The sequence below is a fragment of the Micromonospora sp. NPDC049559 genome, assembly GCF_040676675.1.
In the GTDB taxonomy this organism is placed as follows: domain Bacteria; phylum Actinomycetota; class Actinomycetes; order Mycobacteriales; family Micromonosporaceae; genus JBFAPK01.
The window spans coordinates 73356-91576 of sequence record NZ_JBFAPK010000019.1 but is presented as its reverse complement, the minus strand read 5'-3'; the positions used below and the strand labels follow the sequence as shown (position 1 = coordinate 91576).

At 72.1% G+C, this 18221-nt stretch carries 17 protein-coding genes and 1 pseudogene; 11 read left to right on the top strand and 7 right to left on the bottom strand.

Annotated elements, in window-relative coordinates; all coding sequences use genetic code 11:
- Positions 1-21 precede the first annotated feature (21 nt).
- A pseudogene (locus AB0J86_RS21055) lies at positions 22-525 on the top strand (GNAT family N-acetyltransferase); the annotation flags it as partial.
- 30 nt (positions 526-555) lie between these two features.
- On the opposite strand, the gene AB0J86_RS21050 reads toward AB0J86_RS21055, so the two are convergent.
- On the bottom strand, positions 556-1860 hold the full coding sequence (locus AB0J86_RS21050) for a glycosyltransferase 87 family protein (protein ID WP_363859252.1): 1305 nt from the start codon (positions 1858-1860) through the stop codon (positions 556-558).
- A gap of 33 nt (positions 1861-1893) precedes the next feature.
- On the opposite strand from AB0J86_RS21050, the gene AB0J86_RS21045 reads away from it, so the two are divergent.
- Both AB0J86_RS21045 and AB0J86_RS21040 read left to right on the top strand, forming a co-directional pair.
- The gene (locus AB0J86_RS21045) at positions 1894-2460 is read left to right on the top strand and encodes a GNAT family N-acetyltransferase (protein ID WP_363859251.1); all 567 of its coding nucleotides are present in this window, start codon (positions 1894-1896) and stop codon (positions 2458-2460) included.
- Positions 2461-3031: 571 nt separating this feature from the next.
- Positions 3032-3772, top strand: a complete 741-nt coding sequence (locus AB0J86_RS21040; protein ID WP_363859250.1) for a hypothetical protein — start codon at positions 3032-3034, stop codon at positions 3770-3772.
- A gap of 115 nt (positions 3773-3887) precedes the next feature.
- Here AB0J86_RS21040 and AB0J86_RS21035 read toward each other — a convergent pair whose 3' ends face one another.
- Positions 3888-4250 (bottom strand): helix-turn-helix transcriptional regulator, encoded by a 363-nt coding sequence (locus tag AB0J86_RS21035; RefSeq protein ID WP_363859249.1) that lies wholly within the window; start codon positions 4248-4250, stop codon positions 3888-3890.
- A gap of 168 nt (positions 4251-4418) precedes the next feature.
- Between AB0J86_RS21035 and AB0J86_RS21030 the strand changes: the two genes are divergently transcribed.
- The gene (locus tag AB0J86_RS21030) at positions 4419-5852 is read left to right on the top strand and encodes an MFS transporter (protein WP_363859248.1); all 1434 of its coding nucleotides are present in this window, start codon (positions 4419-4421) and stop codon (positions 5850-5852) included.
- Positions 5853-6023: 171 nt separating this feature from the next.
- On the opposite strand, the gene dapB is transcribed toward AB0J86_RS21030, so the two are convergent.
- The 3 genes from dapB to AB0J86_RS21015 all read right to left on the bottom strand — a co-directional run bounded on the left by dapB (position 6024) and on the right by AB0J86_RS21015 (position 8923).
- Positions 6024-6776 carry a 4-hydroxy-tetrahydrodipicolinate reductase gene (gene dapB / locus AB0J86_RS21025; RefSeq protein ID WP_363859307.1) on the bottom strand — a complete coding sequence of 251 codons (753 nt, stop codon included), beginning with the start codon at positions 6774-6776 and terminating at the stop codon, positions 6024-6026.
- A 190-nt stretch (positions 6777-6966) separates the two neighbouring features.
- On the bottom strand, positions 6967-7179 hold the full coding sequence (locus AB0J86_RS21020; RefSeq protein WP_363859247.1) for a hypothetical protein: 213 nt from the start codon (positions 7177-7179) through the stop codon (positions 6967-6969).
- Between the two features lie 343 nt (positions 7180-7522).
- A complete protein-coding gene (locus AB0J86_RS21015; protein WP_363859246.1) occupies positions 7523-8923 on the bottom strand; it encodes a PLP-dependent aminotransferase family protein in 1401 nt (466 codons plus the stop codon).
- Positions 8924-8991: 68 nt separating this feature from the next.
- Between AB0J86_RS21015 and AB0J86_RS21010 the strand changes: the two genes are divergently transcribed.
- The gene (locus tag AB0J86_RS21010) at positions 8992-9948 is read left to right on the top strand and encodes a DMT family transporter (protein WP_363859245.1); all 957 of its coding nucleotides are present in this window, start codon (positions 8992-8994) and stop codon (positions 9946-9948) included.
- On the opposite strand, the gene AB0J86_RS21005 is transcribed toward AB0J86_RS21010, so the two are convergent.
- Positions 9899-10333 carry a permease-like cell division protein FtsX gene (locus tag AB0J86_RS21005; protein WP_363859244.1) on the bottom strand — a complete coding sequence of 145 codons (435 nt, stop codon included), beginning with the start codon at positions 10331-10333 and terminating at the stop codon, positions 9899-9901. The two genes, AB0J86_RS21010 and AB0J86_RS21005, sit on opposite strands and share 50 nt — an antisense overlap.
- 109 nt (positions 10334-10442) lie before the next feature.
- A complete protein-coding gene (locus AB0J86_RS21000; RefSeq protein WP_363859243.1) occupies positions 10443-10901 on the bottom strand; it encodes a hotdog domain-containing protein in 459 nt (152 codons plus the stop codon).
- Positions 10902-11211: 310 nt separating this feature from the next.
- Between AB0J86_RS21000 and AB0J86_RS20995 the strand changes: the two genes are divergently transcribed.
- From AB0J86_RS20995 to AB0J86_RS20970, 6 genes are all read left to right on the top strand, one after another.
- Positions 11212-12339, top strand: a complete 1128-nt coding sequence (locus tag AB0J86_RS20995) for a patatin-like phospholipase family protein (protein WP_363859242.1) — start codon at positions 11212-11214, stop codon at positions 12337-12339.
- Positions 12317-14566, top strand: a complete 2250-nt coding sequence (locus AB0J86_RS20990) for a serine/threonine-protein kinase (protein ID WP_363859241.1) — start codon at positions 12317-12319, stop codon at positions 14564-14566. The genes AB0J86_RS20995 and AB0J86_RS20990 overlap by 23 nt, the downstream gene beginning before the upstream one ends.
- Positions 14567-14716: 150 nt before the next feature.
- Entirely contained in the window at positions 14717-15055 is a 339-nt protein-coding gene (locus AB0J86_RS20985) for a metalloregulator ArsR/SmtB family transcription factor (protein WP_363859240.1), read from the top strand.
- A 1-nt stretch (position 15056) separates the two neighbouring features.
- The gene (locus AB0J86_RS20980) at positions 15057-15524 is read left to right on the top strand and encodes an SRPBCC family protein (RefSeq protein ID WP_363859239.1); all 468 of its coding nucleotides are present in this window, start codon (positions 15057-15059) and stop codon (positions 15522-15524) included.
- Positions 15525-15613: 89 nt separating this feature from the next.
- Positions 15614-16282 (top strand): helix-turn-helix domain-containing protein, encoded by a 669-nt coding sequence (locus tag AB0J86_RS20975; protein WP_363859238.1) that lies wholly within the window; start codon positions 15614-15616, stop codon positions 16280-16282.
- A gap of 125 nt (positions 16283-16407) precedes the next feature.
- Positions 16408-18147 (top strand): hypothetical protein, encoded by a 1740-nt coding sequence (locus AB0J86_RS20970; protein WP_363859237.1) that lies wholly within the window; start codon positions 16408-16410, stop codon positions 18145-18147.
- The last annotated feature ends 74 nt before the right edge of the window (positions 18148-18221 follow it).

Below are 18221 nucleotides of genomic sequence, written 5' to 3'. Positions count from 1 at the left end.
CAAAATTTCGACCACAAGTCCATGATCGGCGGGAAAGTCGTGGGGCGCGTCCGGCTGGACTCGACCGCCGGTGGGACCGAGACTGCCGGTATGGAGATCCGCCCGGAGCGACCCGAGGACGCCGAGCCGATCGCGGCGGTGCACATCCGGGCCTGGCAGGCCGGATACGCCGGGATCATGCCCGAGGAGGTGCTGGCCCGGCTCAACGTGGCGGCCTGGGCCCAGCGCCGGCGCGACGTCGGCACGGCCGACCCGGAGCACCCGTTCACCACCCTGATCGCCGAGCACGACGAAGAGGTGCGGGGATTCGTCACCTTCGGCCCGTACCGGGTCGACCAGGACTCCGACGACCTCGACCACCGGTACGCCGAGATCCTCTCCCTCTACGTCGACCCGGCGCACTGGGACACCGGCGTCGGCCGGCGGCTGCTCGACGCCGCGCTGGCCGGGTTGGCCGGGCGGGACTGGACCGAGCTGCGGCTCTGGGTGCTCGCGGAGAACGCCCGGGCCCGCCGCTTCTTCGAGCGGGCCGGGCTGGTCACCGACGGCGAGCGGTCAACGTACGAACTCCAGCGGACGGGGGGACGGTCGCCGCTCGGGCTGGTCGAGCTCCGGTACGTCGGAACCCTCGACCGGCTCGGCGGGGCGGATCGGCAGCACCAGCAGCAGGGCGATGCTGATCCACACGTAGAAGTTGCTGCCGAGGAAGCCGCTCACCCCCGGTGAGCCGTGCTCCCAGATCCAGACGAACCGGCTGATCAGCATCCCGTACCCGAACACGGCGAAGCCGAGCAGCCAGCGCCGCCGGCGGCTGCCGGCCGGTGCCCGGTAGGCGTTGTCGAGCACCAGCACCAGCGCCGGGATCAGCCAGACCAGGTGGTGCACCCAGGTCACCGGGCTGACCAGGCAGCCAACCACGGCGGTGAGCGCCATCCCGGTGGCCCAGTCGCCGGCCCGGGCCGCCGCCCGTACCCGCCAGAACCAGACCGCCAGCGTCGCCACGACCAGTACCAGCCAGAGCGCCCTGCTGGGCTCGGCCGGGTCGAGTCGCGCCACCACCCCCTGCAGGGACTGGTTGGAGATGAACGCCAGCGAGCCGACCCGGTCGGTGTTCAGGAGCGCGTCGAGCCAGTACTCGCGCGAGGCGTCCGGGGCGACCGCGGCGGCGAGGAGGGTGGCCGCGGCGGCGCTGGCGCTCGCCACGAACGCGGCCCGCCAGCGCCGGGTGACCAGCAGGTAGACGATGAAGATGCCCGGGGTCAGCTTGATCGCCGTGGCCAGCCCGATCCCGATCCCGCCGAGGCGGCGATACCAGGCGTCCTCGGAGTACCAGGACGGCCTCGCCGGGCCGCGCCAGCCGAGCGGGAGCGGCCCGACCAACCAGAACAGGTCGGCCACGACCAGGACCAGCAGCAGCATGTTGACCTGGCCGAAGTTGACCGTCTCCCGCATCGGTTCGAAGGCCGCCGCGAGGCAGAGCGCGACGGCGAACGCGAACCAGCGGGTCCAGCCCATCCGCCGGGAGATCGGGTCGACCAGCCACCAGATCAGCAGGGCGCTCACCACCACGGTCGCGGCGACGTGCAGCACGATCGCCGCCAGCCAGGGCAGGTACGCCATCGGCAGCATCGCCAGCGCCGCGAACGGCGGGTACGTGTAGCCGTACTTGCTGTTGGGCTTGAGGTAGTCGTAGATCTCGCCGCCGTCGCGGGCCCAGTAGCGGATCGCGCCGTAGTAGACCTTGAGATCGAAGAAGCCGTGCCGCACCGCGGCGACCGCGAGGAAGCCCGCCACCGCCACGGCGAGCGCCAGGACGAAGAGCGCCTGGTACCGGGTGCGCCGCGAGCCACCCACCGCCATCGTCGCTCCCCTCGGCCCGTACTCTTCCCAACCATGGCTCTGGGGTACGTCCGCCCGGCGCGTCCGTCCGACGCCGCCGAGATCGCCCGCATCCAGCTCGCGACCTGGCGTGTCGCGTACCGCCGGCTCCTACCCCGCCACGTGCTCGACAGTCTGGACGAAGCGTGGTTCGGCCGGCGGTGGAGCGCCGCGATCGAGACGCCACCGTCCGAGCGGCACCGGGTGCTGGTCGCCGTCGAGCAGGCCGAACAATCGTATCTGGTGGGTTTTGCGGCTTCCGGACCGGCCGACGAGCAGGCCCTCGCCCCGAACGAGCCGGCCGACGGACTGGGCCCGGAGGTGGCGGCCGTCACCGACCTGCTGGTGGAGCCGCGCTGGGGGCGGCGTGGCCACGGCAGCCGGCTGCTCGCGGCCAGCGTCGACCTGTGGCGCTCCGACGGGTTCACCGCCTCGGTCGCCTGGGCCTTCGACGGCGACGCGGCGACCCGCAAGTTCCTGGGCAGCGCCGGCTGGGAGCCGGACGGCGCGGCGCGGGCGCTGGACGTCGAGGACATGCTCGTACCGCAGCTGCGGCTGCACGTGAACCTGCCGGCGGCCTGACGCAAGGTGTGGGGTGGGGCCACCATGCCCGGCGAATCCCGTCAGGTTTGATGTCTTCGCCGGGCACGGTGGCCCCACCTTTTCTTGGGGCGTGGCTCCGTCCAGCTCGGTTCCGCTTCGCGGCGGCGGTGACTTCGTGACGGTGGGCGGGTGCCCCCTTCGCTGACGTGCTCGCCGAGCGGGGCGCGTTCGGGCGGGGTACGTTCCGGGTAGGTGCGTTCCGGGTGGGGTGAGTTCGGGTGGGGTGTGGGCGGTTCTTTCGGGTGTTACCGACCAGTACCAGGGTGTGGCTATCGGGAATGATCCGGCCCGCATGCTGCGAATACGTCCGAATTTGACAGGGTCCGATATCATTTACCGCGCCGGCAAACGAGGTGCCGTAAGGGCACCAATGCGACCTGATTCCAGGTACCCGTAATCGTGACGTCCATCCGCACAGCGCCGGTGTAGGAGACGGAAAATGGGAATTGGGCACGGGGATTCCAGCGCGCCGTTCGAGCAGTTGCCGCGATCACGCCGCGACGCCGACCGGAAACGCTATCGGAAGGCCAAAACATTGACGCCACCAATCGTGCTGGCGTCGACACTCGCGGCGCTCCTGGGCAGCGCGGCCTGCGGCTCGGACACGGCAGCCCAACCGGACGCGCTCACCACCACCCCGCCCCCGGCCGTCGTGGCGCCGGACGGCGGCAGCATCCGAATGGTGGAGCAGGGACTCTCCTCCATCTGGGACGGCGCCGGCAAGGAAATGGTCACGTACGGAATCGTCGTCGAGAACACCAGCCGGGATCGCGCGGCGGTCAAGACGAAGGTCACCATCCGGATCACGGACGGATCGGGTAAGGCGATCACCGACCTGGACGCCGGCAGCCCCGCGGTCGCCCGCGAAATCGGGGTGGTGCTGCCCGGGCAGCAGGTCGGCATCGGCGGTGACGTGTACGTCGACCGTCCGGGCGCCGCCAGCCTGCTCGTGGAAATCGCCGGCGCGACCTGGCTGCCGCCGGAGAACGAGCTGATTCCGGTGGCGCGGCTGGGCGCCAGCGAGATCCGCACCCAGGCCGCCTCCCCCGGTCCGGGGACGACGATCACGTTCGCGGTCGACTCGGAGTACCCGGACGCGCTCCAGGCCCCGAAGGCACAGGCGATCTTCCGCGACTCGCTCGGGCAGATCCTCGGCGGCACCGGCCCGAACCGCACCGCCGCCGACAACCGGTACGCCCCGGGTCGCTCGCAGGGGCAGATCCGACTGCCGCACGGCCGGCCGGACAAGACCGACGACTCGCGAACCGAGGTCTACCTCTCCCCGTTCTGACCGGCACCGCTCCCCCACGCGTCGATCTAGGGCAAATCGTCGTGATTAGAGATCAACTGACACGGATTTGCCCTAGATCGCCGGGGCGGCAGGGCGGCGCACGCCCCGTGTGGCGTCACGCCCCGACGGGCTCCCCCTCACCGACCTCGCTCCCGGCGGCGTCCCCCTCGCCGGCCTCGCTCCCGGCGGCGGCGATCAGCGCGTCGAGCAGCCCCGGAAAGCGCGCGTCCAGGTCCTCCCGGCGCAGCGACAGCAGGTTCTCCCGCCCGTAGGGGCGCTGCCAGATCACGCCGCTGTCGCGCAGCACCCGCCAGTGCCGGGTCAGCGTCGACTTCGACACCCCCGGCAGGATGCTGCCGCAGGATTGCTCGCCGCCGCCGGCCAGCACCCGCAGGATCTGCATCCGGGTCGGGTTACCCAGCGCGGTGAGGACGTTCTCCAGCCGGATCTGATGCGGCTCGGGATGCTGCGCGATCATGCCTCAGATCGTACCTCCGTACGCGTACGTGTGAACTATCCGACAGCGGCTTCCCAGCCCGGACGACCGTACGTATGTTGACGTACCCGTGAACTGTACGCGTTTATGCGTACTATCTCGTCCGGTCACCGGCCCCGCCCGGCACGACCACGCACGAAGGGACGTCGAGTGACGACCACAACCTCCCTACCGGCCACTGTGGATCGGGAAGCACCGCCCCGGCTCGGCTGGAGCCTGCTCCTGCTGGCGCTGGCGCAACTGATCTTCTCGCTCGACCTGAACATCGTCTACGTCGCGCTACCCGAGATCGGCACCGACCTCGGGTTCTCCCAACAGACCCAGCAGTGGGTGGTCAGCGCCTACGTGGTGTTCGCCGGCGGGTTCCTCCTGCTCGGCGGGCGCGCCGCCGACCTGCTCGGCCGGCGCCGGATGTTCGTGCTCGCCCTCACCGTCTACGCGCTCTCGTCCCTCGGCGGCGGACTCGCCCGCGACCAGGTCGTCATCGTCGGCGCGCGGGCCATACAGGGGATCGGCGGCGCGCTGCTCCTCCCCGCCACGCTCTCGCTGATCAACACGCTCTTCCCGGAGGGGCCCCGACGCAACCGGGCGCTCGCGGTCTGGGGCGGCGCGGGCGCCAGCGGGCTGACGCTGGGCGCGCTGCTCGGCGGCCTGCTCACCCAGGCGTTCGGCTGGCCGGCCGTCTTCTTCGTCAACGTGCCCCTGGCCGGGCTCGTCGCGCTCGGGGCGCTGGCGGTCATCCCGCGCGACCGGCCCCGGCCCGCGCACCGCCGGTTCGACCTGCCCGGCGCGCTGACGGTGACCGGTGGCTCGACCCTGCTCGTCTTCGCGCTCGTCCAGGGGCCCGAACTGGGTTGGACCGCGCCGGCGGTGATCGGGGCGGCCTGCGGTGCCGTGGTGCTGCTGCTGGCGTTCGCGCTCGTCGAGGCGCGGAGCCGGGATCCGCTGATGCCGCCCCGGCTGCTCGCCAACCGGAGCCTCGGGGTCGGCGTCACGGTCACGTTCCTCTACCTGGGTACGTTCGGCGCGCTGCCGTACTTCCTCACCGTGCTCCTGCAGACCGTGCACGGGTTCGACGCGCTACAGACCGGCCTCGCCTTCCTCGTACCCTCGGTCGCGATCGCGACGGGCACCCAGCTCGGCGAACGGCTGACCACCAGGTTCGGGACCCGGACGACGCTGCTGGCCGGTTTCGTGGTCGGCGCGTTCGGCACGGTCGTCCTCGCCCCGGCCTTCGCCGAGGACGCCGGCTACCTCGCGGCCGTACCGGGACTGGTCATCTCCGGCCTGGGTCAGGGCGTCGTCTGGACCGCCATGTGGATCGCCGCGGCGACCGGCGTCGCGCCGGAGGAGCAGGGCGTCGCGTCGGGCATGGCGTCGACCACGCTGAACCTCGGCAACGCCCTCGGCCTCGCCGTGCTGGTCGCGATCGCCAACGCCGGTACCGCCGGGCTCGCGGACGACCGGCTCCGTGCGGCGATCGCCGACGGTGGTCGCACCGCCGTGCTGCTGGCCGCCGCCGGCATGCTGCTCGGCGCGCTCGTCACGCTCGCGCTGCGGCGCCGCGCCACGGCCGGCCGGTGACCGGACCGGTCCGCGCGGGGACCACGGCTCCCGCACCGGGCGGGGCCCACGGGGGCGGCAGACGCCCATCGTCGTGGTGCCGCCCGCCGCCCGCCGCGCGGACCGGTACCCGAGCCGCCGGGGCCGGGTGCCGGACGCGGTGACCCGTCGCCGGGGGCCCGGCGTCCCGGCTCAGTCGAGCAGGGCGTCCAGGCCGACGGTGAGGCCGGGGCGCCCGACCACGGAACGGACCGCGAGCAGCACGCCGGGCATGAACGACGCCCGGTCGTACGAGTCGTGCCGGATGGTGAGCGTCTCGCCGGTCGTACCGAAGAGGACCTCCTGGTGCGCGACCAGCCCGGCGGCACGTACCGAGTGCACCCGTACGCCGTCGATCTCGGCGCCGCGCGCGCCCGGTACCTCGTCCTTGGTGGCGTCGGGGCCGGCGCCGCGGCCGGCGGCGGCCCGGGCCTCCGCGATCACGCGGGCCGTGTGGGTGGCGGTGCCGCTCGGCGCGTCGAGCTTGCCCGGGTGGTGCTGCTCGATGATCTCGACGGACTCGAAGAAGCGGGCGGCCCGCGCGGCGAACTGCATCATCAGCACCGCGCCGATGCCGAAGTTGGGGGCGATCACCACGCCCACGCCCGGCTTGTGCGACAGCCAGGTGCGGACCCGCTCCAGGCGCTGCTCGTTGAAGCCGCTCGTGCCGACGACCACGTTGATGCCCTGGTCGATGCACCAGTGCAGGTTGTCCATCACCACGTCGGGGTTGGTGAAGTCGACGACCACCTCGGCTCCGGCGTCGGAGGCGTTGAAGAGCCAGTCGCCCTGGTCCACCATGGCCACCAGTTCGAGGTCGTCGGCCGCGTCGACGGCCTTGCAGACCTCGATGCCCATCCGGCCCCGGGCCCCCAGCACCCCGACCCGCAGCGGCTCCGCCGCCAGGTCACGGTCCGCTCCGGCGGTCGGGCCACCCGTCTGTTCGCGCGCGTCACTCACGGGCACAACCTATCCCAATGCGGGCAGCCACGTGCCTGGGCGTCTCGACCCGCTCGCTCAGCCCCCGTGAGCCCCCCTGCGGCGTGGACATCCGGTCGCGGTGAAGCCCTCCCCGGCCGCCGGTCGCCTGGCAACGTCACCTCGGGTCTTCCGCACGGTCAGCGTCGGCGGCGCGACCACGACGTCCGCGGAGAGCAGCCCGAACCTCGACGACGAAATACCAGAGCAGCGCGATGGAGACCGGTACTCCGATCCATGCCCGCCAGCCGCCCTCTGACACGACTTCGGGCAGACGAATGGCCGTATAGAGCAGCACGAGCCCGATGACGAGCGGCTTCTTCCACGACACTCCGGATTTCACCATTGCCAGCGCCGTCGGTACGACACTCGGCCCCACGAGCTGCGCGACAGGCCTCGGGTCCAGCTGTTCAGCCTGCTACAGAAGCCGTTCCACCCTCTCGCGGCCGTATCGTGCGACCGGTCGCGCCAGAACCGACCCGCCGTCTTGAGGTTGTCCCAGTCACCGCCGATGCTCGCCGCCCAAAGACTTCCTCCCACCTTCGGCACCGCTCTCTTTCCACAGCTCTTCCAGTTCGACCGACAGCTCTTCCATTTTGCCCTCGTAAAGCGCTTCTTCGCCTTCCAGCTCAGCTTGGCGAAGCGACGGCGGCGTCCGGTGGGCTGGGCGCCGCTCAGCCGTTGGAGCGGCCCGAACCCAGAACCGCGGCGAGCAGCGCCACCGCGCGGTCGATCTCGCCGGGCGAGGTGGCCGCATACCCGAGCACCAGCCCCGGCCGACCGCCGGCGGTGAGCCGGGTCCGGGAGAGCGGCAGCGGGGCGAGCCCGGCCTCCGCCGCCCGCGCCACGACCGCCACGTCGTCGAACTCCGGCGGCAGCTCGACCACCAGGTGCAGCCCGGCCGCGACCCCGGTGACCCGCAGCCCGGGCAGGTGCCGGTCGAGGGCGGCGACCAGCGCGTCGCGCCGCCGCCGGTGCTCCGACCGGGCCCGGCGCAGGTGCCGGTCGTACGCGCCGCCGGCCAGCAGCTCCGCGAACGCCAACTGCTCCAGCACCGGCCCGCCGAGGTCGGCCCAGGTCTTGCGCGCCTCCACCGCCGCCCGCCACTTCCCCGGTACGGCGAGCCAGCCGAGCCGCAGCGCCGGGGCGAGCGCCTTGCTGACCGAGCCGACGTAGGCGACCGCGTCCGGGGCGATGCCCTGGAGGCAGCCGACCGGATCGCGGTCGTAGCGGAACTCGGCGTCGTAGTCGTCCTCCAGGATCAGCCCGCCGGTGCGCCGGGCCCACTCGACCAGGGCGGACCGCCGGGCCGGCGCCAGCACCACGCCCGACGGAAACTGGTGGGCCGGCGTGACGAAGACCGCCCGCACCCCGGTACGGGCCAGGGCGGCGACGTCCAGCCCGTCGCGGTCCACCGGCACCGGTACCAGGCGCAGGCCGTGAGTCTCCAGGTGGCCGCGTACCCCGTGACTGCCCGGATCCTCGAAGCCGACCTCGGTGATCCCGGCGTCCCGCAGCGCGGCGGCGAGCAGCGCGAACGCCTGTGCCGCGCCGGTGGTGACCACCAGCGCCCCGGCGTCGACGCGGGCCGCCCGGACCCGTCCCAGGTAGCTGGCCAGCTCGGTGCGGAGCCGGCGGGCGCCGGCGGGGTCGCCGTAGTCGAGGTCGGCGTCGGTCATCGCGCCGAGCGCCCGCTCGTACGCCCGCCGCCAGGCGCCGCGCGGAAACATCGCGGGATCGGGCACGCCCGGCCGCATCGGCCTGATCCCGCTGCCATGGCAGGGGGTCGGGTAGCCGCGGGAGTCCTCCGACGGAGGTTCCCGGAGCACCAGGGCGGGGGCCACGACGGTACCGGCTCCCCGGCGGGAGAGGAGTCGCCCCTCGGCGACCAGTTGCTCGTACGCCTCGACCACCACGCCCCGGGAGAGTCCCAGGTCGGCGGCGAGCGCGCGGCTCGACGGCAGCCGGGTGCCGGGCGCCAGCCGGCCCTCGGCGATGGCGTCCCGTAGCGCCGTGGTGAGTTGGCCGGCCAAGCCGGCGCGGGCCCGGTCCAGTTCGACGAGCGTCTCCAACATTTGGTCCTCCATTACGGACGTCGAGTGGCCCTGTCACGGGGACCACTGGCACCCTAGCGTCGGACCCCATGAAGGTCAGCGTCCTCCTCTGCGTTTTCGGCATGGCGATCGTCGGCAGCTCCGTGTCGCTGAGCCAGTTGCTGCTCGGCTATCCCACCCTGACCGGTCAGGCGCTGCGGTACGCCGCGGCCGCCGCCGTGCTGCTGCTGATCGCCCGCCGCGCCCCGGGACCCGCCCGGCCGACCGCGCGCGAGTGGGGCATCCTCACGGCGCTGGCGGCGACCGGGCTGGCCGCGTTCAACGCGTGCATCCTCGTCGCGCTGCCGCACGCCGACGCGGCCGTCGTCGGTACCGTCATCGGCGCGGCCCCGCTCGGGCTGGCGCTGATCGCGCCGCTGGCGCGCGGGGTCCGCCCCACGTACCGCATCGTCGCCGCGGCGGCGGTGGTGGTCGCCGGTACCGCCCTGGTCCAGGGCACCGGGCGGGCGGACGGGACCGGGCTGCTCGCCTCGCTCGGCGCGCTCGCCGGCGAGGTGCTCTTCTCGCTGCTCGCCGCCGCCGTCCTGCCCCGCCTCGGGGCGGTACGCGTCGCCGCCTACAGCTGCGCGCTGGCCGTACCGCTGCTGCTGCTCGCCGCGGTACCGGCCGGCGAGGTTCCCCGCTGGCGCGTACCGACGGCGACCGAGGCGGTCACGCTCGGCTACCTGGCGCTGATGATGACGGTGGTGGCGTTCCTGGCCTGGTTCACCGGGCTGCGGCGGCTCGGCGTCGAGCGGGCCGGCATGATCGTCGGGCTGATGCCGGTGGCCACGCTGGTCACGGCGGCGGTCCAGGCCGGACGCTGGCCGGATCCGGGCCAGGCGGCGGGCGTACTGGTGGTCGCCGCCGGGCTGGCGGTGGGCCTGACCGGTGTGCGTCCGTCGCCGCCGGTCGCGGATCCGGCCGCCGCCACCCGTCTCCCGGCCCGGCCGCCCCTCAGCGGCCCGGCGACGGCGGAGCCGGCGTCGCCACCGGCAACTGCTTGACCTCCTGTACGCCGGGCAGCTGGCGCGCCTGGGCCATGACCGGCTCGGCGCCGGCACCGTCGGGCAGGCGGCACCAGTACGACTCGGGCAGGCTCTCGGGGCGCACCTGGTCGAGCAGGTCGGGCCGGTCCTTGAACGCCTCCCGGAACCGCCGGTACGTCTCCGCCCGGTCGACGAACGTCACGGCGTCGACGCCCGGCAGCTCGCGCAGCCCCGCCCCGACGGCCTCCCGCTGCTGGTCGGTGAGGCCCGTGCTCAGGTAGACCACGATGTCGACCGGCACCGGCCGGGTGGGCGTCGTCTTCGGCAGGGTGACCGGCCCGCCCGTGCACCCGCTCACGAGTCCGGTCAGCAGTACCGCCACGAGCAGCGCGATCCTCCGCATGTCCGGAGCCTAGTCACACCTCGCCGCCGGAGCCGGGCCGTGGCCCGATCAGGACCCGGCGGCGGGCAACCTGGCCGCACCTCGCCGCCGGAGCAGGGCCGTGGCCTGATCAGGACCCGGCGGCGGCGGGGCCGAGGAGCTTCTCCAGCTCCGGGCGGATGCCGTCGGTCCAGGGCGCCGGACGCAGCGTCGCCGGGTCGAGGCGGACGATCACCCGCCGTCCCTCGGCGTGCACGGTCGCACCGTCGGCCGAGAGGATGCGGAAACCGTACTCGGCGCTGGTCCGGCCGACGCTGTTGAGCCAGAAGTGCACCAGTCGCTCGCCGGCCCGCCGGATCGGCAGGTGGTACGTGACCAGCAGTTCCCGGACCACGTGGAACGAGTCCGGCGCCTCCTCGACGGAGTCCACCGCGTAGCCGCGCCGGATCCAGTACGCGGCGAGTGCCCGCTCCAGCAGCGTCGCGTACCGGCTGTGGTGCAGCATGCCGAAGGCGTCGAGTTCGTCCCAGTTGACCTGCGCGGACTCGACGTGGCCGTACTCGACCGGGACGGGGGCGGTGGATGGCATGGCGGCTCTCCGGGAGAGGTCTGGATCGCGTCGCGAGCACGCGGGCCGGGCTCGCCGCGACGCACGCTACCCGGCCGGTCCGACCGAACGCCCCGGTCCAGATCTTTCTCACAGCGGCGAACCGGGTCTTTCTCACAGCGGTGAACCGGCCGGCCGATCGAGCCGCCGTTCCGCGCCCCACCCGATTTCGTTGGAAATTCCGGGTCGCCCGAATCAAGGTGACCGGTCGCCGACACCGGTCCGGCCGGGCGTGACTTCGGGTCGTCGACTCAATAGCATCGTTGAATCTCGACCAATGCCGAGGGAGCGGATGGATAGCGAGTACTGGAGCCGGTCGCACCCCGTGCTGGAGGTGCTCCGGTCCCGCCGGGAGAGACCCGATCCGCCGGGTCAGCGACGCGACGGATACAAGGTCGGACTGGCGGTCGAGGGCGGTGGGATACGCGGCGTCGTCTCGGCCGCGATGCTGGCCGCGCTCGAGGATTGCGGGCTACCTTTCACCGCCTTCGACGCGATCTACGGCACCTCCTCCGGCGCGATCAACAGCGCGTACTACATCGGCGGCAACACCTGGTACCCGCTGTCGATCTATTTCGACGACCTGAGTACCCCCGAGTTCGTCAACTTCCGCCGGCTGCTGACCGGAAACATCCTCAATCTCGACTACGCGCTGGACAAGGTGATCAGCGAGGTCAAGCCGCTGGACGTGCCCGGGCTGCTCGTCTCGCCGGTACCGCTGCACATCTCGATCACCAACGTCGACGAGCTCCGCACCGTGACGGTCGCCAAGTTCGAGTCCGTGGCGGAGGTGATGGCCGCGCTGCGGGCGAGCATGTGGCTGCCGGTGGCGATCCGGGGTACGACCCACTTCCGGGACTTCCGCGCGGTGGACGGTGGCGTGTTGACGGCGCACCCCTTCCAACTCGCCCTGGACGACGGCTGCACGCACGTGCTGTCCCTGAGCACGAGACCGATCCAACCGCCCAGGATGCGGTTCGGCCCCATGCACTACTTCACCTACTGGCACCTGGAACGGCTCCAGCGCGGCCTCGGTAGCGGGTATCTGGCGGCGGTCCGGCGGTACCGGACGGATCGTCGCCGGTTGCAGGCCAGGATGCGCGAACCCGGCGAGGCGCCGTACGTGCTGGATCTGGCGCCGCTGCCCTGGATGGCCGAGGTGAAGCGGCACGAGACGCGACTCGGCCCGATCCTGACCGGGGCACGGGGCGGCTACGAGCTGATGTGTTGCGCGATCGAGGGCATCGACCCGGGCATGGCCCAGTCCGGCGGGGTACAGGCCATACCCCGGTTCACCTTCGTGAGAAGAGACTATGGCTCCCGTTCGTTCGGTATCCCGCGTCCGGGAACTCCTCCGCGAATGCCGACAGCTGTCCAGCCGTCGGGGTCGGTCGGCGGTGCTGTCGAGGTGGACGACTGAGGACTGGCGCGCCGCGCTGGCGGACCTGCCGCTGGACGCCGGTACCTTCCAGGACCGGTTCGAGGTGCATCCCGACCGGCTGATCGCCGACCTGCGTACCTGGTGGCACGGCCCGGACCGGGCCGCCGGCGCGCTCTCCGGCAACCTCGGCCTGCTGATGCTCACGCTCATCTGCCTCAGGTATTCGGAGAACAACCGCACGGGCGTCGGGACCGACGGGCACGACTGCGCCGCGGACTGCCAACGGCTGGTCGCCGACCCGGCGGTACAGCGGGCGATCCACGCGATCTACACGCCGGGCAAGTTCCCCACCGACCTGCCGAACCTCGGCAGCCCGGCTCAGCAGACGAACGCCGAGCGGGAGTGGCGGGCCATCGACCCGGCCAGTCTCCGTTTCCACCGGCACGGGACCACGTCGTTCATCCTCGTCGGAAGCACCGTGCTGACGCACGGGCACCGCGGCGAGTTCGCGCTGAAGTGCCTCGTGCACCCCTACCTGCGGATCCCGGCGATCGCCCGGGCCACGGTCGACTACCAGCGGACCTACGGTGCCGAGACCGGCGAGTTGGAACACCTGATCCGGGTCTGGGCCAGCAGCGACAGCTGGATCCTGATGGATCTGGTCCACGGGGACCAGCTCGACGCGTACGTCCGGAAGCGCTTGGCGGCCGAGCGGCCCAATCTCGGGTTGCGGCTCGGACCGCTGGAGGAGTTGGGCACCGAGCTGCTCTCCGCGCTGGAGGAGCTGGAGCGACGCGGACAGCAGCACGGAGACCTGTCGATGTCCAACATCCTGGTCGTCGACCGCGGCGACCGGATAGTCCTGCGACTGATCGACCTCGGCCCGAACTACCTGCACACGCAGCGGATCCCGGGGCGTGCGGGCGGCGCCCAGTACGTCGCCCCGGAGGTGCGTTCGGACCGCGCCGACCTGCACCGGGCCGACCTGTACTCGCTCGGGCAACTGCTGATCAACTTCGCCGGCACCGCCAGCCCCGTCGACGGCACCGTCCCGGACGACTTCTACTCCGAGGCGCCACTGCTCGCCCGGTTCCTGGAGGATCTGATCGACAACGACCCGGCCCGGCGGCTGATCGTCTTCGAACCGGAGCCCGCCAAGCCGGTCTACCCGCAGTTGAAGACCTTCTTCACCGGGGAGATCGCGGCGATCCGCGCCACCCGCAAAGCCAGCCTGACCCATCCCCACTCCCCCTGGTACATGCACCTGCGCGAGCTGTTCCGCCCGCTCTCCGGGGCGCCCGCGGAGCAGCGCAGGCTGTGGGAGTTCCGCCGCGAGCACGACTCCCAGGGCAACCGGACCCGCCTGCCGGCGCACCTCGGCTGGCTGCACTGGTGGGCGATGGCCGGCGCCTACGCGTTCTTCGTGGCCGCCGCCGGGATCACCATGTGGTGGCTGCGCGACGTCGGCCTGGGCTGGGACAACCGGGCGATCGAGCTGCTCCAGCGCGTCACCGGCTCCAGCGAGGACCGGCTACCGTTCGTGGACGACCTGCGGGCGGGCGACTATCCGTTGCCGGACCCGCAGGGCAGCCTGCCGGCCCGGCTGGTGTGTCTGAGCTTCGCGTTCGCCGGCGCCAAGTACTACCAGAACCTCTTCGCCGGCCTCACCCCGCTGGTCGCCGTCGGGGTGGACCGCGCCCTCCAGGCGCGCGCGGTGATCGCCGAGGTCGCGATGCGCGCCATGACGCTGGTACCCGCCGTGCTCACCCTGATCCCCACCCTGATCGACCGCGACTGGTGGCCGATCTGCACGGCCATCGGCATCACCGCGACCTTCCTGTGCAACCTGGCCTGCGCCGGCTTCGCCCGGACCGCGCTGACCCGGGCCGCCGCCGCCGGGCTGACCACCGTACCCAGGGAGGCGGGAAACCCGGCCCGGCCCGACGTTCCTGGCGCCCGGGCGCTCAACAGTTGGGCCGGCACCGCGGCCTTCTACGGAGTGGCCTGCTGGACGATCGGACTGCTGATCTACCACGAGATCCTCCGGGACGTCCTCGTGTACGCGATCGCGGTCACGTCGATCAACGTCATCCTGTTCTACGTGGTCCGCTGCGGGGTGAACGCCCGCTATCTCCGCGCCGGCCTGGTTCGCGCGTGTCTGGCCGCCGAGCGGCTGAGCAAGCTCGAGAAGCGACGAGGTTCGCCCGTGCCACGCCAGGATCGACGCGCCCCGCGCGAGCCGAGGCGCCAGCTCGCCGCCCGGTGATCGCAGCGAGTGTGATCGGCTCCGGCACCGGTCCGCCGATCACGTCCTGATCGCCGGCGGCTTTCCCGAGAACGGTTGACACGGGCAGCAGCGACGGGGAGTATTCAACCTAGCGGTTGATTAACCGAACGGTTGAGAAAGGTGGCGACGGTGGACCGGCTGAGCGAGGTGTTCAATGCCCTCGCCGATCCGACCCGGCGGGCCATCCTGGCCCGGCTGGCGGAGGGCGAGGCGACGGTCAACCAACTCGCCGAGCCGTTCCCGATCAGCCTCCAGGCCGTCTCCAAGCACCTGAAGGTGCTGGAGCGGGCCGGACTGATCACCCGCGGCAGGGAGGCGCAGTGGCGGCCGTGCCGCCTCGATGCCGGGCCGCTGCGCGAGGTGGCCGACTGGATCGCCGACTACCAGCGGTTCTGGGCGGAGCGCTACGACTCGCTCGGCGACTACCTGCAGAAGCTTCAGTCCGAGAAGACGCGACAGGAGGAGTGAGATGGGCGACGAACTGACGGTGACCCTGCCGTCCGACCTGGAGATCAAGATGGTGCGCGTCTTCGACGCGCCGCGTGCGCTCGTCTTCGAGGCGCACGCGAAGTGCGAACACGTCAAGCACTGGTGGGGCCGGGGCAACCCGCTCGACTGCGAGATGGACTTCCGCCCGGGCGGCGGGTACCGCTTCGTCGAGCACGCGCCGGACGGCGAGTCGTACGCCTTCCGCGGCGAGTACCGGGAGATCCAGGCGCCGGAGCGGATCGTGCAGACCTTCGAGTTCGAGGGCATGCCCGGCCAGATCTGCGTCGAGACCCTCGAATTCACCGAGGAGGGCGGGAAGACGACGATCACCAGCGTCACCCGCTTCGACACGAAGGAGCAGCGCGACGGCATGGCCGCCTCCGACATGTCGGAGGGCGCCGGCCAGTCGTACGACGCGCTGGCCGCGTACCTGACGAAGCTCTCCTGAAGCCGGCGCTCCGGCGGGCGCCCGTCCCGCCGGAGCGCTCGCGCCCCCGCACCGGCCCCGGCGTAGGGTCGTGGTCGTGAGGGAACCCGGTGTCGCCCCGTTCTGAAGGCACGAACCGCCGGCTGCGGGCGAGTTCGCAGGAGCGCATCCTGACCGCCGCGCTGGAGGTCTTCGCCGAGCAGGGGTACGAGAACGCGACGATCTCGCAGATCACCGAGCGTGCGGCGGTCTCCCGGGGCCTGATCTCGTACTACTTCGCCACCAAGCGCGACCTGCTGCAGGCGATCCTCGGCCGGTGGCTGGACGGCCTGCTGACCCTGCTGGACGACCTGGACGCGGACGCCGCGCCGGACGACCTGCTGGCCGCCGTCATCGACCGCACGCTGGTCGGGGCGAGCGCGCACCTGGGTACGCAGCGGCTGGTGCTCTGCCTGATGCTGCAACCGGGCACCCGCGAGGTCTACGCGCGGGTGGAGCAGGAGCGCGCGGACGCGATGGTGGCGTTCGAGAACCGGCTGCGGGCCATCTTCGCCGCGCGCGGGTCGGCGGATCCCGCGGTGGAGGAAGTGCTCTTGCGCAGCCTGATCGAGGGCGTGCTCTTCAAGCTCGCGGTGTACGAGGAGACATACCCGCTGGACGCGATGCGGACCCGGCTGTACGCCCTGTACGGCCTCGGTGAGCCGGCCCCGCTGGCGTTGCCGGAGCACGTCTTCACGAAGACCGGGCGGCTGCGCGCGCCGGTCGACCGAGCCCGGTAGGGGCCGTTCGGTCATTGACCGTGGCTGATCACCCTTTCTATATTCGTGGCTCATCTACTGGATGGACGTCCAGTCAACGATGCTCCGTCCAGTCAACCAGGTTCCTTGGGGAGGACAGCACCGCCATGTCACGAAGATGGGGCACCACCAGGCCGGCGGAGACCGGCCAACCGGTCCCGGGCCACCGGCGATCCAGCAGGGCCCGGCTCGGCGCCGTGGCGATCGGCATCGGACTGGTCGGCTCGCTGATCATCAGCACACCCGGCCTGGCCAAGCCGCCACCGGACGACGTACCGATCGGCCAGGAACCGCCACAGCCGCCATCGCCACCTCCGCACCTGCCGCCGCCCGGCACACTGCAGGGGCTGGTCAACCTCGCGCCGCAGCAGAACTGCCCGGCCAACGGACCGATCGCGCCCTGGCAGGGCGCCGCCGGGGTGACCCCCCAACCGGGACAGCGGGTGGTCCGGATCGTGATCACCGGAGACTCGTACATGTCCGGCGAGGGCGCCGGGGACTACCTGAACGCGCGCGGGGTCATCCCGCCGCCCTACACCCGTAGCCCCCTCTCCCCCATGCCGATCATCCCGGACGGCTACACCGCCAGCGACTACAACACGGACTGGCGGCACCGCTCCCGGCACGCCGCCGCCCTGCTCGCCGTCGACGAGCTGCGCAAGGCGAACCCGAACGTGGTCTTCGACGTGGTCTTCAACGCCTCCTCCGGGGCGGAGACCAAGCACTACTGGACCGCGCAGTCGGACAACAACCGCGCCAACCCGCCCCAGTCCGCCGGCATCACCAACCAGACCAACCTGGTGGTCGTCGGCATGGGGGGCAACGACGTCGGCTTCGGCCCGCTGGTGGAGTACGCGCTGCTCTTCGACAACGAGACCGGCCTGGAGTCCCTGGCGGCCCAGCGTACGGCGATCATGAATCCTCGGCCGGACGACGTCGAGTGGGCCGACGCCAACGCCAGCCAGCCGAGCAGCCTGGTCTCCCGGTACATCAAGATGGTCCGGGCCATCCACGCCCAGGGGCCGAACGCCCGGGTCATGATGGTCACCTACCCGCAGGGCATCACCCGCACGCAGGGCGTCGACGGGATGATGGGCTGGCTGCTGATGAACTACGAGTACGACGTCCTGGTCAGGCTCGCGCCGCAGATCTCCGACGCGATGCGCCGGGCCCAGGAGATCCTGGTCAACCACGGCGTTCAGGCCGACCTGCTGGACATCCGCAACGCGTTCCAGGGACACACCCTGGGCAGCGAAGACCCGTACGTCAACGGGCTGACCGCGCAGACCGCACCGTCGCTGTTCAACGCCATGCAGGAGAGCGCCCACCCGAACCGCAAGGGCACCCAGGCCCTTTCCGCGCACTACGCCAAAATGATGGCGACCGAGCTGGGCGTGAACGCCCCGCCGAGCGGCGCCCGCCCCACCGGCGGCGTGGCCCAGCCCTGCCGGCCCGGCCTGCCGCCGCCCGGCAGCGGCAGCGGCAGCGGCGGGAGTGGCGGTACCGGCACCGGCGGCGGTGGTGGTGGCGGCGGCGGTGGCGGCTCCGGCGGTACGGGCACCCCGCCCGGCGGCGGGGACGGCGGTGGGGACGGCGGCGGCTGGTCCGGCCCGGACGTACCGCCGAGCGGCGGCGACGAGCCGGACCCCGACCCGTACTCCCCCGGCTACGGCGACATGGACCCGGTCGACCCGGTGAGCCCGCGCGACCCGTACATCCCCGGCGGGCTGGAGGGGCCGACGCCCACCCTGCCCACCAACCCCGTCCCCAACCAGCCCCCGCCGGGCAACGGCGGCGAGCCGGAGATGGCGGAGCCCAGCCTGAACTACGGTCCGACCTGGACCTGACCGGGTTGAGGTGATCAGACCAGGCGGCGCCCGTCCCCGTTCGGGCGCCGCCTGCGTCGTCTCCGCTCCCGGGA